This is a genomic window from Mesorhizobium sp. WSM4820, assembly GCF_055811075.1.
Genome location: NZ_JBVVQN010000021.1, coordinates 1 through 13,368, shown reverse-complemented (window position 1 = coordinate 13,368; position 13,368 = coordinate 1). Strand labels below are relative to the sequence as shown.

Genomic DNA, 13,368 nt, shown 5'->3' with positions numbered 1-13,368 from the left:
CATTGTTCTATTCTCGCTGAATGAACTATCTCGAAGTGTCGCGAACTATCGCGACTATCGCGGCGAAAAGCTGAATGATTTCAATGCGCGCATCAGTTTGCGGGCGGCCGCGACACGGCTGGAGGGGGTTGCGGGGATCATCGCAAATGGCCCTCGAAATCGGACGATCCGGTGCCGAGATTGCCCTGCCGGGAGGCCGGCACGTCGACCAGCCTGACGCCGCGATAGACGACGACGCGGCCGTCGATCTTGTCGTACTTCTTCTTCATGATCAGGCCGAAGGCGGTCAGCGAGATCGGCTTGCCGCCCTCGTCGACGGTGAAGTCGACATAGGCCTGATAGAACTCCTTGGCGGTCAGCTCGGCCGAGGCGTCGGGCACGACGCAACGGGCGCAGAAGGCCGAGGTGCGGTCCATCTCGTCGCGATATTCCTGCGTCTTCAGCCGCACCGCGTCGGGGATCACCAGGCCTTCGCGCAGGAAGATCATCACCCCTTCGATCAGCCAGTTGAGAATGCCCGGATATTCAGGCACGAACTCGGCCACCACTTCCTCGAACTCGCGTTGGTCGGCCTCGGCAATGATCTTCGACCAGTGGATGACGGCCATACGCCGCCAGATGCCGTTGTCTGTGCCGGTGATCTTGGGATAGCCGTTGCCGGACATGTGGCCGGTGAACACCGGCTTGAAATCGAAATAGCCCTCGAACAGGTCGCGCACGGTGAAGTGCTCGCCGCCGGTCAGGTCCTTGACCAGGTTCTCCCTGAGATCCTCGCCTTCCGGCAATTCTTTGACGCGCAGGAAGCGCCGGCCATAGAGCCGCGCCATGTCAGGATTGGCCGCGCCGCCCGCCTTGCCCTCGCCAATGAAAGATTCTGACGGCAGCGTGACCGCGACCTCGCCGAGCAGCCGGCACAGCGTCTCCATATAGACCGACTTACCGTTGGCGCCCTTGCCATAGTGGAAGAACAGCTTTTGCACCGTGACGCCGACCAGGCCGAGCCCGGAGGCGACCTGGACCATGCGGCGCACCTCGTCGAGCGGCAGCTTGTCGCGCAGGAATTCATCCCATCGCGGACACTTGGCCTTTTGGTCATAGGCGACCGGCACGCGCTGCGTGATCATGTCCTGGCGCCGGTGTCCCTCCACCACCTTGAGTTCGGCATCGGCGACGTGGATGTATTCCGGCAGATCCTCGCGGCTGTCGTCGGGATCATCGAAGGCAGGGTTGCGCACGCGCTTCATGGTGCGCCGGAAGCACAGTGTATGGCCGGCAAGCGCCACCTTCAGCGGGTCGGCGTTAAATTCGTCAGGCCCGCGCTGAATATGCGGGGCGGCGCAGGCGAGCATCGCCTCCAGCCGGCCCTTGTTCTTCGAGGACACGGCATGGTTCATGCGCCGGCTGACGCGCTTGGCGAGGTTGGCATTGGCGGTCTCGGCCAGCTTGGCGAGCTTGCGCTGCACCGGCGTGCGATCCTCTTCCGCAATCTTTAGCGCCTCGGACCCGCGCTCGATCGCGTGCTTCTCGGCCGGCGTGTGGTCGATATATTCGACTTCGAGCGCAATCCGCCCGCCGACATTCTGCGCCACCGCCAGAGCCCGAGGCTCGCCGGTGTCGATATCCCAGTGCGTGCCGGTCCACACCGCATAGGCCGCCTTGCGCGCCTTCGACTGGGCCCGTACCAGCAGATCCTCGCCGAAATGGGCCAGCAGCCGCTCGGCATTGTCGGTATCGGAGTGGTCGAGGCCGGCGCAGGCCTTGACCACTTCGAGATCGACATTGCTGCCGCGGCGCGGCGCGGTGCCGGGCTCGCCATCATCCAGTTCGTCGACAGTCACATCGACATCAAGCGGGGTGCGGGGCAAACCGGCCGCTTCGGCCTGACGCGTCGCTTCCTCGAGCAGTGCGGCAACCTCTTCAGGCATGCCAGTCTTTCTCTTTTTGGTCACTCTGTCCCCGTCTCGACCGCCATGCGTGAAAAATCATATCCGGCGCGCGGCCAGACGATCGGAATGAGGCGGCCCGGCCGAGCATGGCGGGCACGCGCCCGGGCCATGGCTGCAGCCGTCATCACCCGCTCGGAATCGCCATCGGCCAGCAGCACCAGCTCCTTGACGTGGTCGCCAATCCACATCGCGTCGTCGGCGTCCTGGTCGGCCTTGGGAACCGCCCCGGCGACCATCACCGGCCGCGTGACGCCCTTGGCGTCGACCTTCTTCAGCGTCGGATGCGCAAAGCGCGAAGAGGCCTCTGCCGGACCGCTGAGATTGCCGAGATCGCCGGCGGCGAAATAGAACGTGTCGGCGCGAAAACCTTCCCAGACACCGAAGGCGACGCCGTTCTCGATGCCCTCGCCGCCGACCCAGCGGCTGCAGTCCCGACGGCCGGCGATCGGGATCAGGCCGCCCTTCTTCGAGCCGCGCATCTTCTTGGCCGGCAGCAATTCGCCGGTCGAGGGGTCGACCAGCTCTGGCCGGTACTTCGGCGGCCGATCAAGGTCGATCCAGGTTATGTGGCAGCCGATCGCCGCCAGGTCCGGCCCGATGAAGGGCGCGACCATGGCCGGGCCCGAATAGAGCGCGAGCGGGCTGCCGCGCTCGTCCTGGCCGTGCCAGTAGGTCACGTCGGCGCCGAGGCGCAGCCAGGTCGCGTCAGGATAGCCGCCGCAGCGGCGCTGCAGATAGAACCGGCCATGCATCTGGGGGGCCGTGCGCAGGGCTGTCAGCGATTGATAAATGCCGCGCGCCTTGTTTCGCTCGCGTTCGCGAAACTCGTCCTGGATGGCAGCGCGCTCGGCCAAGGCGGCCTCATTCTGCACGCGCCGCTCTTCCAGCCGTTTCTTGCGCGCCCTGCGATCCTCGTCGCTCTCGCGCTCGCCCTCGTCGGGAATGTCGCGGCCGAGCACGATCGAGCAGGCCTCGAGCAATCCATCCCGGCCCTTAAGGTCCAGACCTTCGCAATGCGCCGCCATGCCGATCGCGTCGTTGCCGCCGACGCCGCCGGCGCGGCAGTTCCATTTTTCCTTGCTGGTGTTGAAGGCAAAGGTGTCCGTGCCGCCGCAATGCGGGCATGGCTGTGGATGCTCGTAGCGCTTGCCGGAAAATTTCAGGCCGAGGATCTTTGCGGCCTCCTCGATCGACACTGCGCGCGCGTCTTCGACGAACAGTTTGATGGCTTCGCTCATGTCACACCAGAAGCGGCTGAACAGAGCCGTCCCTGAAAACCGTGCTCATTGGCGTGTCTGCCGTCGGCTCGTCGCCCTCCCATCCCTGCGGCCAAGTCTCGGCAGCAATCAGCTCCCGAATTCTGGCTTCTTCCTCCACATTCAGAAGATCAATCTCTGGCCGACCGATCTGGCGCGCGCTCTCATTCACCTGGTTTTGAATGCCGAGCACACGATCGAGGCCCATCAGCCGAGCTTTGAAGGTCAGGGGACCCATACGTTGCGGATTTGACGCGGCTGAACCATCCTTGCGGAATTCAAGGCCCGTCTTCTTCAGTCGGTTTTTCGGAAGTCTCAGTTCGCGATAGAGCGGCTTAAGACCCTTGAGTGGCGCGAGATACGTCCAGGCTGGCGTTGCTACGATCGTATCCAGCGCCAGGTCCTTGCTGGCCAACGGACAACCGGCACAGCCAGTTCTGGCGTTAATCTCATTCGCCTCGTCGCCACCATAGGCATCGGCGATAGCGGCTGTCGCCCAGCCGCCATATTCCCGCATCGGCGCATAGATGCGCAACCAGTCCCAGACATTGCAGACGCGCCAGTGAAGCAAGGGCGCAAGCGTCGCCAGCCGGCCCCTAATGCCCTTCGCGTTGGGTAGAACCTGCTGGTACCAGCCCTGCCCGCATTCGGCGCCGTCTTTGCCACAGGACATCGCGATACGCTGGTCTCGGATTGCGCTTTCGCCCTGCCTTACCCCAGTGATCATCAGGATATTGCCAGCCAGCTCGTCGAGGCGCGCCTCCAGAGCTTCGGACATCGGGTCGATCTTGATCTGCCGCGTGCACCATCTGAGAGTGTTGTTGTTCGGTGGCGGAACACCTCGGCCGAGGATGTAGACGAGAAAACGCTTATCTAGCGGAGCACAGACGACTTCGCAGCGAATGCCACGCTCGGCCAGTTGCTGCATGATGCGCGCGGCCGCTATGGCCAATGGAGGGAGCTCCTGACGCGTATCGGCATAGAAGACGGTTAGCGTCTTTGGTGCGGCGATCCGACCAACATCGATCAGGTGAACGATCAACGTCAGCGTCGCGCTGCTGTCCTTTCCGCCGGACCACGCGATGCCCCAATGGGGATGATCGGCGCCATAGGCCTGAAGCGACTGTAGCGTGAGTTCGATCGCCTCATCATAGACTAGACGCTTGGAGCCTTCGAAGAGCGTTGGCTGGTTCACTCCGCCGCCTCCTGATACCGCATCAGGTGGCTGCAGTTGGCCGCGACCAGCGCCGCCGCCATTGGCGGCGACACACTGTTGCCGCAGCAGGCGATCTGGTCGCTTTTGGGTAGCGGCTTGCCGTTGAATTCAAGGTCGATGATGTAGTCTGGCGGAAAGCCTTGCGCGGAAAACAGTTCGCGCGGCGTCAGCATGCGCATGCCGATGTCGACGATGGTGAAGGTCTCGCCTTCTATGTCGAGCGTCACGAACTCGCGATCGTCCCAGAAGCCGTGCGCGCGCATGAAGTCGGCAACCTGGCGCGCCCGCGCCGCCTGTTCTTCCGTGAAAGGCGGCCAGCCGATCTCGCCCTCGACAAAGCCGAATCGGTCTTTCGTGGTCACCGAGTGGCAGGGATCGTCAACGCGGGCGCCGTCGCCTGTGCCGTAGTATTTCTGCATGAACGGAGCGACGACGCTGATTCCGGCGCCGCCGGCGGTGATCGTGTGCGTCGGCTCGTCCGCCCCGTTGAACGGCTTGCCGGCGTTGCGCATCGTCATCAGGTGCGGCGCGACGAGCATCGACTTGTTGACCTTGGCCGTCGCGGTGTGCGTCGGCTCTTCCATGTCGTGGCCGACCGAGGTGCCGAACTGGCGCGACACGAAAGCCGCAACGACGCTTTGCGTGCTGCCCTTCTGCACGATCGTCGACACCGGCTCGCGCGCGTCGTGACCCGGCTCCTGATAGTTGTTCTGGGCGAGGAAGGCCGCTGCAACGCATACGTCGGCCTTGGCCGTCTGTGTCGCCATCGGCTCGTCGCCGCCGCGTGCGCGGCTCTGGCCAGCCCGCCCGCCGCACCCGACAAGTGTTGGCACCGCCAGCGCATGCTTGACGCCGCCGGCGACGACGGTGCCGATCGGCGCGCCGATGTCGAGCACGCGCGGCGCCTGGCCCTCGCGCTCGCCGTAACCCATCTGGATCAGCGTCGGCGCGATCACGGCGTTCTGGTCTTTCTTGCTCGCGGTGATCGTATGCGCCGGATCCTCGACGCTGCGGTTCGCCCCGCCTTGCTGCGCATAGGACAGCACCGGCGCGACGACGCCGAGCGGCGCCGCGCCGCCCGGCCGCTTCTTGAAGCTGTTGGCGGTCACCGTCGCCAGCGGCTCGCGCGCATCGTGGCCGGTCGCGCCGGTGTTGAAGCGGATGACCGACGGCGCGACAGCGGCGAAGGCCCCAGCTGTTGCTTGCGTCCGCATCGGCTCGTCGACGCTGTGAATGCCTTTCCGCGCCGGATCGCCTGACGTTTGGTCGACGCGGATCAGGAATGGCTTCTTCGCCTTCAGCACATAGCGGTCGACGCCGCGCGCCACCCGGCTCATTGTGGCGTCGGCGAGCGGCCGCACGGCGCGCAGGCCGAGCTTTTCCATAATCTCCGCGACGGTGTCGAAGATCGACGGGCAGGGTAGCGTCCAGTCGATGATTTCCGCCGCCGTGCGCCAGGGCCGCTTGCACCCGGCAATAACGTCCGGATCGTCGGGCTTCCCATGCGTCGGCTTTGGCCAGACGATCTTCTGCCCGTCGAATCTCACGATAACGAACAGGCGCTTGCGGATTGTCGGGGCACCGAAGTCGCAGGCGCGCAGCTCACGCCATTCGATCTTGCCGCCTAGCCGCCGCAGTGCCTTGCACCATTTCTGGAACGTTTGGCCCCGCGCCTCGGGGTCGGGCATCAGGCCGCGCTCGGTGTCGAGCAGCGGACCCCAATCGCGAAACTCCTCGACATTCTCCAGGATGACGACATCGATGCTGCCGCCGCTTTCCTGGATGCGCTCGACCCAGCCCGGAATGATCCAGGCGAGGTCGCGAATGTTGCGCTCGACCGGCTTGCCGCCCTTGGCCTTCGAGAAGTGCTTGCAGTCGGGCGAAAACCATCCGAGCCCGATATGCTTGCCGGCGACATGGTCGAGCGGATCGACCTTGTAGACGTTTTCCGAAAGATGCAGCGTCTCGGGATGGTTCGCCGCATGCAGCGCAAGTGCTGCGGGATTGTGGTTGATAGCGATGTCCGGGGAGCGGCCAAGCGCCATCTCGATGCCGGTCGATGCGCCGCCGCCGCCGGCAAAGCTGTCGAGGATCAATGGCGGATAGTCGAGTTGGGCAAGCGGTGCCTCGAAATCGAGAAGCATCACATGCCCTCCGCAACGACATTGACATCGCCGCCGCGCGTGAACGGCTTGGCCTTTTGCAGGATCAGGTCGATCGTGCCGGCCGACAGGCCGACGCATTTCGTCACCTGGCCCATGCTCAAGCCCATTTCGAACAGCAGCCGGATGCCTTCCGCCTGCATGGCGAGCGGCAGTTTCATCAGCCGCTTCGGATCGATGCTGCCGGGCTTGCCGAAGCCGGGTTCGGGTCTCTTCATAGCGGTCATGCGTCGGGCTCCCAGCAGGGTTTGTGGTAGGATTGGATGGAGACCAGACCGGCGACGCCGAACATGAAATCGGAGCGGTTGCGGATCAGCCGCCCGCCCTTGCCGTCGTCGACTGTGTCGAGCCGCGAGCCATTGACGACGCCGTGCTGGCGCAGCTCACGGTCGAGATCGGCAGTGGTCGCAAATGGGCATTCGAAAACGACGACGAACGCCCTGGACTTCGGCCCGAAGCCGTTGACGAGCTGCACCCAGTAGACGTAGCGCTTGGGGTCATCCGACATCGGCCTGCCCCTCTGTTTCAGTGCTCTTCCCGTGAAACATTTTTGGTGTTTCACGCTCTGGCTCGGCTGCTTGCGGCGGGTCGTAGAAGGCGCGAAAGGACAGTTTCAGCCAGTCGCAGACCGCGATGACCTTGGGCGCCGAGACGCTCTGGCCGTTGCAGATGCGCGAAAGGTCGGAGGCGCAGACGCCGATCTCGGCCGCGCAGACGCGCCAGCCGCGCCCGTCATCTTCCAGCCGGGCGCGCAGCAGCCGGCCCAGCGCGCGGTAGTCATACGTCGCGAGCCTAGCCATGCCGGAACTCCCTTTTCAGGAAGAGCGTCGGCTCCTCGCCGATCCAGTCGCAGAGCGCGAAGAACTCTTGAGCGCCAGGGTTGCGCCCACGCGCAGCGCGCAGCACCGCGTCAAGCTCGACCTCGGCCTCTTTGGCAACTTTGCGCGCCGACTTGCGGCGATGGACGCGGCGCGCCTCGAGGAACATGGCGAACACGTCGAAATCAACATGGCTGGGGTCGAAGGCGTCGGCGACGGTCGGAGCTACGTTCGTCATTGAACGACCCCGCCAACAATCCGCACATTTTTGTGTGGAAATTTCTTGACGCCCACACATTTTTGTGTGACATTGGCATTAACGGAAGGAGGTGAAGCGAGTTGACGAGAGACGCCCTTATTAGAGAACTTCGAAAATATGCCAAACAAAATGAACTGACATTCGAAGTTTTCGAGAACCACGGAAAGGGCTCTCACTACCGGGTAAAGGTAGGGCAGAAGTTTACAACAGTAAAATCTGGCGAACTTAAACCGGGCTATGTGAAGCTTATCAAGAAGCAGCTGGGGGTCATTTGACCCCCAGCAGGGAAATTCACAAAGCTCAAATTGAACACAAGAGAAAGGATGAGGTAATGGCACATGGTTTACTCTTACGCGGGGCAATTCGGGATTGACCCGGACGGAGGCTTTCTGGTGACCTTTCCGGATGTTCCGGAAGCGATCACCGCTGGCGACGACATTGTCGCAGCCAAGCAGAATGCCTCTGAAGCCCTTGGACTGGCCCTGCGCGGGTATCTCGCGCAGGGTAAGCCCCTTCCCAAGCCGGTGGCTAAGGGAAAGGGACTTGTCGAGGTGCCTGTTGAAGCGACCGACGCTTTGAAGATTGCTGTCATCGAGGCTGTGCAAGCCTCCGGCATCTCCAAATCGGAACTGGCTCGCCGTCTCGGAAAAGCCGAGACTGAGGCATACCGGATCCTTGATCCGGATCACGCGACCAAGCTCGCCTCGCTTGAGGCGGCCTTGGCAGTGCTCGGCAAACAGGTCGTCGTGTCCGTGATGGACATGGCTTGACCTTATAAGGGCGGCGGAGTGAGCGATCATTCCGCCGCCTCGTCAACATCATCCGCCGATTGCTCGGCCGCGATCAGGTCGAACAGGCCCGGCCCCTGCCCGCCGCCGGCGGCGATCTCGGCATAGGTGCAGCCGTCGGCGAAATAGTCCGGGTTGAGCTCGACCGCGACCGCCTTGCGGCCCATGCGCAGCGCGCAATAGGGCACGGTCATGATGCCGCCGAACGGGTCGAACACCGTCTCGCCAGGCATGGAATGCTGCTCGATCGCCCGCTCGACGATGTCGAACTGCAGCGGGCAGAGATGCATCTCGCGGCCCTTGCGTTGCTGCAGCATGTTCAGCGTGCGCATGCGCGCCACGTCGGTCCAGATCTCGGGATGGTCGCTGTGCGGCGGCGCGATCATGAAGGTCGGCGGCAGCCTGCCTTCGGCGTCGAGCACTTCGGCGAATTCGACATGCAGGGCGTGATCGTAGACGTTCTCTTCCGCCCATTTCTTCCAGCCGCGATAGATCAGCTTGGCGTCGAGCTTGACCAGGCGGCGCAGCTCGTCGGGCAGCAGCGGCCGGTCGCCGCTCGACCGGCGCACGCCATGTGCATCGATCTGCCAGCGGCCGCGCGAATAGCCGGTGCCGGGCACGATGCGCAGCGAACGCTCGAACGTCTGGGTGCGCACGCCCTCGCCCAGCGGCAGCGACTTATCCGGCTGCTCGGTATGGTCGGTGAAGGACAGCGGCTTCTGCTTGACCACAGGCTGGTCGGCATAGCCGTTCGAACGGTCGGTTGGTGGCTTGCGGAAGGTCAGCGTGTATTCCGGCATGCCATTGCCCTGCCGGGTACCGTCCTTGCATTGCTCGCTCCAGCCGAGCCGATAGGTGCCATTGTTCTCGCGCACGACATCGGTGCCGATGGTGACGCGCGACATGAAGGCGAACCCATGCCGGCGGAAATGCGCGCAGCAATCGTCGGAGAACGGGTTGACCGTCTGGAACCCAAAACCGTTGACGCCGCCCGGCACGATCCGGTCCTTGACATGGATGACGGCGAGCCGCCCGGGCTTCAGCACGCGCAGCAACTGCGGCGTCAGAAAGTCCATCTGCGCCCAGAAATGCGCATCGCTGTCGGTGTGGCCGAAATCGTTGAAGGACGGCGTGTATTCGTACTGCGTCGAGAACGGAATCGATGTGACGATCAGGTCGACGCTGTCGTCAGCCATCGAGCGCGTTTCCTCGACCGTATCATTGTGCACCACTAGGTAGTTTTCGCCGCGCACCTCCTGCCTGGTGACGCCCATCGAGCGCTTCAGCGCGCCGTCCATCGCCTGTTCGGCCAGGCCGTACTGGCGGATGATGGCCGACATTTTTTCGGCTTGCGCCTCGAACTCGCGCCATTTGCGCTCCAGTTCGCGCCGGGTGCCACGCTCGGCCTCGGTGTAGATCATGTCGGCCCTGACGCGGCGCGTCTGGCCGAATCTCTGGGTGCGAAACAGCGACTGGAAGAAATCGTGGAACTTGAAGCCGATGCCCAGATAGATGTTCCACCAGCAATGCTCCTGGAAATTGCAGCCCGAGCCCGAGATCACCGGCTTGGTGGCCAGCTCGGCAAACTGCCCCCTGGCGAAGCCGACGACACGATCTTCCTTGGGTTTGTCGTCGAGCGTGCCCCACACCGACATGACGGTCGGGATAGCCTTCTCGATCGCCACCCGCTCGGCCTCGAGGTCGTGCCAGATGACGCGGTGCGCAGCGGGATCCTCGGCGCGGATTTCCAGCATCTTGGCGACGCGCGCGTCGAGCGAACGCTTCTTTTCTCTGGCAGCGTCGACCACGCCGTGCGCGCTATCCGCGAACATGCGTGCCTGGCCATTCCTGTCCTCGCCGGCAGCGCCATGGTCTGACGGGATTTCGTGCCAGCGCACGTCGATCTCCGGCAGGTCATAGCCCTCGTCGGAATAGCCGAGGTCGGACGGCTTTTGCACGAACAGCGCCCAGCTCGCGACCCACAGCCAGAACTCGTCCTCCTTGTGCGGATGCAGCGTCAGCCGGTCTGCCTTGGTGCTGTCGCGCTTGAAGAACCGGGTCTTGGCCTCGCCGACATCCATGACGCCGAGGAATGCGGCATAGGCGAGCAACTCGATGCAGTCGTTCGGGTCGGGGATGGCGGTAGCCAAGAAGCGATAACGCACGCCGGCATGCTTGCGACCGTTCTTGCGATCGTCGCCGGCGAAGGTCGACATGAACTCGCGGAAGGTTTTCGTGCCGCCGAAGCCGCGCAGCACGGCCGCTTCGTCGAGCGCCGCCGCCGTGAACAGGCAGGGGTCCAGCTTGCCGTCGCGAATTGTCTCATAATTGGTGAGATGGATGAGCTTTTTGCCGGGCCCGGTCTTGTTCGGCTCTTCCATCTGCGCCGGACGGTTGACGAACTTCAGCTCGACGTCCGGGTGGCGCTTCGCCTGCTCCAGGAAGAATTCGTGTTTCACGCCGAGCGGCACGACCTGCAGCGCGTGGCCGCCGGCATGCATCATCGACTGGCGCAGGATCTCGAGCTGCGTCGATGTCTTGTGCAGGCCGAAGCGCAGGAACAGCGCGCGCCGGCCGCCGCGGCAGGCCCATGGCACGATCGCCTGCGTCATCGGCTTCAGCAGCGGATTGATCGTCGAGGGGTCGACCTCAAAACCGAGCGACGGCGCCAGGCGCACCTTGGCCTTGAGGAACTCGGCATAGTCGGGATGCGCCGTCATGCCGAGCCGCCATCCGACGGTTCGCAGGGCGCATGCTTGCCGCCGCCGAAGACGTATTCGCGCCAGGGCGTCCAGCACCAGTTGCCGTCACGGTTGCGCAGAAAACCCCATTTGCGGCTGGACTTGCCCTGCCAGACGATCGTGATGATCTTGCCCGGCCGGTATTGCGACGGCGCTCGACGCGCGCCAAAGATGAAGGCGGCCATGGCAGCTTCCATCGTCGCGAGACTGTCATAGCGGCCGAGAACTCGGTGGGTGTACTCGGCCGGGCGGTAGGACCAGCGCCAGGCGGGAACGACAGCACGTTCCAACAACAGCACAGTCCTGCTACGGGGCGACCAGGCGTCGAATTGATCGACCGGCTCTAGCCGCTTCGTCACCACCTCTTCGACGTAAGGCGTCAACGGAAAGGTCCAGAAATCCCAGGGATGGTCATGCGGATCGGGATCGGCATCGCCGCGATGGAAGATGTGGATGCGCAGCCGCCCAATCCGGATGCGGGTCAGGAACGGCGTTTCATGCTCGCCCTCCACGCCATCGATCGTCTCGAAACCGATGCTCCTCATGCCGCCACCTGTCGTTTCGCGATTAGGTGGCGGCGGCAGTAGCGCGTCTCCGGCACGTCATGAGCGCGGGCGGCGCCACACACCGGCATGTCTGGCCCATCGGGATCGTAGGGCGCGCCGGCATAATGCAGGCAGCGGTTGGTCATCACCGCTTCGAGGAAGGTGATCGGCAGCGTCGCCGGCAGATTGGCGACCGGCTCGGCCTGGAACAGCCGCTCGACAGGCGTCTCCATCGACGGCGCTTTGAGGACCGGACGCACCGGCCGATACTTCCGCTTCACCGGCTGTTCGGTCTTGGGCGTGGCCCGGCCGATCGCCTGGTTCTTCGGCTGGCCCATCAACTGGCCATATTTGCCCTTGCCGCGCATAAGCTTGCCGATGACGGCATTGCGGCTGCGTCCGGTCGGCAGCCGCTTGGATATCTGAAGGGCGGAAAGCCCCTGCCCGGCAAGGTCGTGCAACGCCTTGAGTTCTTCGGCGGTCCAGTCGCTCATGCTGCACCGCCGACAAGGCTGAGGCCACCGGTGCCGCGCGCGGCGGCAGCCGACTTGCGCAGTTCGGCAAGGGCGATTTCCAGCTTCGCCGCACCGCGATCGATGCCAGCGAGCTCGGCAGGCGTCAGCCGGCCGTCGGCGAATGCCATGGCGGCGGCGGCAATTAGCTCGCCGAACTGCACCACGACATCGGCGTGAGCCGCCATCATCGTGGCATTGGCAGCACCCGGCGCGTCGGCATCGGCCAGGCGCCGGCCGTTCAATTCGGCCATGACGCTGGTGACCAGCGGCGTGCCGCACTCGGCCTCGAGCAACAGCACGGCCGGAAGAGGCATCAATTCAGGGTCGCCGGCATTGTTGAAGCGGCCCATCTGGCTCTTCGACAGCGAAGCGATGGCAGCCGCGCGCTCGATCGTGCCGCAGCGTTCGATCAGGTCGCGCTGCGCTGCCTTGAGGCGGTAAAACCACTGACTGGAAATTTCGGCCATGTCGGGCTCCGGGCACAGTTTTCCCGGCGAGGGAAATGCGGGCTGCATTTCCCATGGCGGGACGACGGGGAAAGGGTTCAACTCGCGGGCATGAAAACCCGCGTCTACGTCACATCATCAAGGCGGCCCCCTGGAGGGCAGCCACAGGCCTGCCCTCCAGGGTCCATCGTCATAGTGGGCGGCGAGCTTTGCTCCTGCGCACGGGTTTCGCCGGGCGCGCCTCAACAGGTGCAGGGGGCCTCGCGAGCCGTACCTGACCGCCCTTCGCTCTGGGGGGTTATGGGTGAGCATTGTCGCCTCCCTTCCTGGGAGCCCAGCGCAGCACCCGCTTCGCCTCGTCGCCCAGAAGGCGCGCCAGCAGGTCGGCGGGATTTTCGCGGGAAAAGGCGGACAGCAGTTTCAAAAGACGCAGCGTTTTTGGCGGCAGCCGGCGCACCGGCTCAGGCGGCGGCGGCAGCAAAGTCAGGGAAGGCGAGACGCGGACGGTGGGCAGCGACATGCGAACGAATGATGTCATTCGGCCACCTCGATGCGAGAAAGGTGGCCGGTCCCGGCTTGGGGGATTTTTTCGGGACCGGCCGCGACACTGCCGGGGCGTGCAGCATCGAAATCCTCGCCGGCGGATTGCGCGGCAAGAACACGACGGGCAGCGAGC

At 64.1% G+C, this 13,368-nt stretch carries 14 protein-coding genes; 1 reads left to right on the top strand and 13 read right to left on the bottom strand.

Annotated features, from left to right (window positions below; genetic code table 11):
* Nucleotides 1–137 precede the first annotated feature (137 nt).
* From AC0L2R_RS27235 to AC0L2R_RS27200, 8 genes are read right to left on the bottom strand one after another with little or no spacing between them, the layout of a single operon-like run.
* A complete protein-coding gene (locus tag AC0L2R_RS27235; protein ID WP_473512595.1) occupies nt 138–1,925 on the bottom strand; it encodes a DNA primase family protein in 1,788 nt (595 codons plus the stop codon).
* Between the two features lie 20 nt (nt 1,926–1,945).
* Entirely contained in the window at nt 1,946–3,184 is a 1,239-nt protein-coding gene (locus AC0L2R_RS27230) for a primase-helicase zinc-binding domain-containing protein (RefSeq protein ID WP_473512593.1), read from the bottom strand.
* 1 nt (nt 3,185) lies between these two features.
* Nucleotides 3,186–4,397 (bottom strand): phosphoadenosine phosphosulfate reductase domain-containing protein, encoded by a 1,212-nt coding sequence (locus tag AC0L2R_RS27225; RefSeq protein WP_473512592.1) that lies wholly within the window; start codon nt 4,395–4,397, stop codon nt 3,186–3,188.
* Nucleotides 4,394–6,562, bottom strand: coding sequence for a DNA cytosine methyltransferase (locus AC0L2R_RS27220; protein ID WP_473512590.1), 2,169 nt, complete (start codon nt 6,560–6,562; stop codon nt 4,394–4,396). The genes AC0L2R_RS27225 and AC0L2R_RS27220 overlap by 4 nt, the downstream gene beginning before the upstream one ends.
* Nucleotides 6,562–6,807, bottom strand: coding sequence for a hypothetical protein (locus tag AC0L2R_RS27215; RefSeq protein ID WP_473512588.1), 246 nt, complete (start codon nt 6,805–6,807; stop codon nt 6,562–6,564). Before AC0L2R_RS27215 ends, AC0L2R_RS27220 begins: the two co-directional genes overlap by 1 nt.
* Nucleotides 6,804–7,088 (bottom strand): hypothetical protein, encoded by a 285-nt coding sequence (locus AC0L2R_RS27210; RefSeq protein WP_473512586.1) that lies wholly within the window; start codon nt 7,086–7,088, stop codon nt 6,804–6,806. The genes AC0L2R_RS27215 and AC0L2R_RS27210 overlap by 4 nt, the downstream gene beginning before the upstream one ends.
* Nucleotides 7,078–7,380, bottom strand: coding sequence for a hypothetical protein (locus AC0L2R_RS27205; protein ID WP_236376495.1), 303 nt, complete (start codon nt 7,378–7,380; stop codon nt 7,078–7,080). The genes AC0L2R_RS27210 and AC0L2R_RS27205 overlap by 11 nt, the downstream gene beginning before the upstream one ends.
* A complete protein-coding gene (locus AC0L2R_RS27200) occupies nt 7,373–7,636 on the bottom strand; it encodes a hypothetical protein (RefSeq protein WP_473512584.1) in 264 nt (87 codons plus the stop codon). The genes AC0L2R_RS27205 and AC0L2R_RS27200 overlap by 8 nt, the downstream gene beginning before the upstream one ends.
* A 359-nt stretch (nt 7,637–7,995) precedes the next feature.
* Between AC0L2R_RS27200 and AC0L2R_RS27195 the strand changes: the two genes are divergently transcribed.
* Nucleotides 7,996–8,427: a type II toxin-antitoxin system HicB family antitoxin gene (locus AC0L2R_RS27195; protein ID WP_473512583.1), complete on the top strand. Its 432-nt coding sequence runs from the start codon at nt 7,996–7,998 to the stop codon at nt 8,425–8,427.
* A gap of 26 nt (nt 8,428–8,453) precedes the next feature.
* Here the strand turns inward: AC0L2R_RS27195 and AC0L2R_RS27190 are convergent, their stop codons facing one another.
* The 5 genes from AC0L2R_RS27190 to AC0L2R_RS27170 all read right to left on the bottom strand — a co-directional run bounded on the left by AC0L2R_RS27190 (nt 8,454) and on the right by AC0L2R_RS27170 (nt 13,230).
* A complete protein-coding gene (locus AC0L2R_RS27190) occupies nt 8,454–11,165 on the bottom strand; it encodes a DNA methyltransferase (RefSeq protein WP_473512581.1) in 2,712 nt (903 codons plus the stop codon).
* Entirely contained in the window at nt 11,162–11,731 is a 570-nt protein-coding gene (locus tag AC0L2R_RS27185; RefSeq protein WP_287206561.1) for a hypothetical protein, read from the bottom strand. Before AC0L2R_RS27185 ends, AC0L2R_RS27190 begins: the two co-directional genes overlap by 4 nt.
* Nucleotides 11,728–12,225, bottom strand: a complete 498-nt coding sequence (locus AC0L2R_RS27180) for a GcrA family cell cycle regulator (RefSeq protein ID WP_473512579.1) — start codon at nt 12,223–12,225, stop codon at nt 11,728–11,730. Before AC0L2R_RS27180 ends, AC0L2R_RS27185 begins: the two co-directional genes overlap by 4 nt.
* Nucleotides 12,222–12,713, bottom strand: coding sequence for a hypothetical protein (locus AC0L2R_RS27175; protein WP_473512577.1), 492 nt, complete (start codon nt 12,711–12,713; stop codon nt 12,222–12,224). The genes AC0L2R_RS27180 and AC0L2R_RS27175 overlap by 4 nt, the downstream gene beginning before the upstream one ends.
* 277 nt (nt 12,714–12,990) lie before the next feature.
* The gene (locus AC0L2R_RS27170) at nt 12,991–13,230 is read right to left on the bottom strand and encodes a hypothetical protein (protein ID WP_473512576.1); all 240 of its coding nucleotides are present in this window, start codon (nt 13,228–13,230) and stop codon (nt 12,991–12,993) included.
* Between the last annotated feature and the right edge of the window lie 138 nt (nt 13,231–13,368).

Bases quoted from the DNA above. Each gene is read 5' to 3' on its own strand.
- AC0L2R_RS27235 (WP_473512595.1), bottom strand. From the start codon at position 1,925: ATGCCTGAAGAGGTTGCCGCACTGCTCGAGGAAGCGACGCGTCAGGCC.
- AC0L2R_RS27230 (WP_473512593.1), bottom strand. From the start codon at position 3,184: ATGAGCGAAGCCATCAAACTGTTCGTCGAAGACGCGCGCGCAGTGTCG.
- AC0L2R_RS27220 (WP_473512590.1), bottom strand. From the start codon at position 6,562: ATGCTTCTCGATTTCGAGGCACCGCTTGCCCAACTCGACTATCCGCCA.
- AC0L2R_RS27215 (WP_473512588.1), bottom strand. From the start codon at position 6,807: ATGACCGCTATGAAGAGACCCGAACCCGGCTTCGGCAAGCCCGGCAGC.
- AC0L2R_RS27210 (WP_473512586.1), bottom strand. From the start codon at position 7,088: ATGTCGGATGACCCCAAGCGCTACGTCTACTGGGTGCAGCTCGTCAAC.
- AC0L2R_RS27205 (WP_236376495.1), bottom strand. From the start codon at position 7,380: ATGGCTAGGCTCGCGACGTATGACTACCGCGCGCTGGGCCGGCTGCTG.
- AC0L2R_RS27200 (WP_473512584.1), bottom strand. From the start codon at position 7,636: ATGACGAACGTAGCTCCGACCGTCGCCGACGCCTTCGACCCCAGCCAT.
- AC0L2R_RS27195 (WP_473512583.1), top strand. From the start codon at position 7,996: ATGGTTTACTCTTACGCGGGGCAATTCGGGATTGACCCGGACGGAGGC.
- AC0L2R_RS27190 (WP_473512581.1), bottom strand. From the start codon at position 11,165: ATGACGGCGCATCCCGACTATGCCGAGTTCCTCAAGGCCAAGGTGCGC.
- AC0L2R_RS27185 (WP_287206561.1), bottom strand. From the start codon at position 11,731: ATGAGGAGCATCGGTTTCGAGACGATCGATGGCGTGGAGGGCGAGCAT.
- AC0L2R_RS27180 (WP_473512579.1), bottom strand. From the start codon at position 12,225: ATGAGCGACTGGACCGCCGAAGAACTCAAGGCGTTGCACGACCTTGCC.
- AC0L2R_RS27175 (WP_473512577.1), bottom strand. From the start codon at position 12,713: ATGGCCGAAATTTCCAGTCAGTGGTTTTACCGCCTCAAGGCAGCGCAG.
- AC0L2R_RS27170 (WP_473512576.1), bottom strand. From the start codon at position 13,230: ATGACATCATTCGTTCGCATGTCGCTGCCCACCGTCCGCGTCTCGCCT.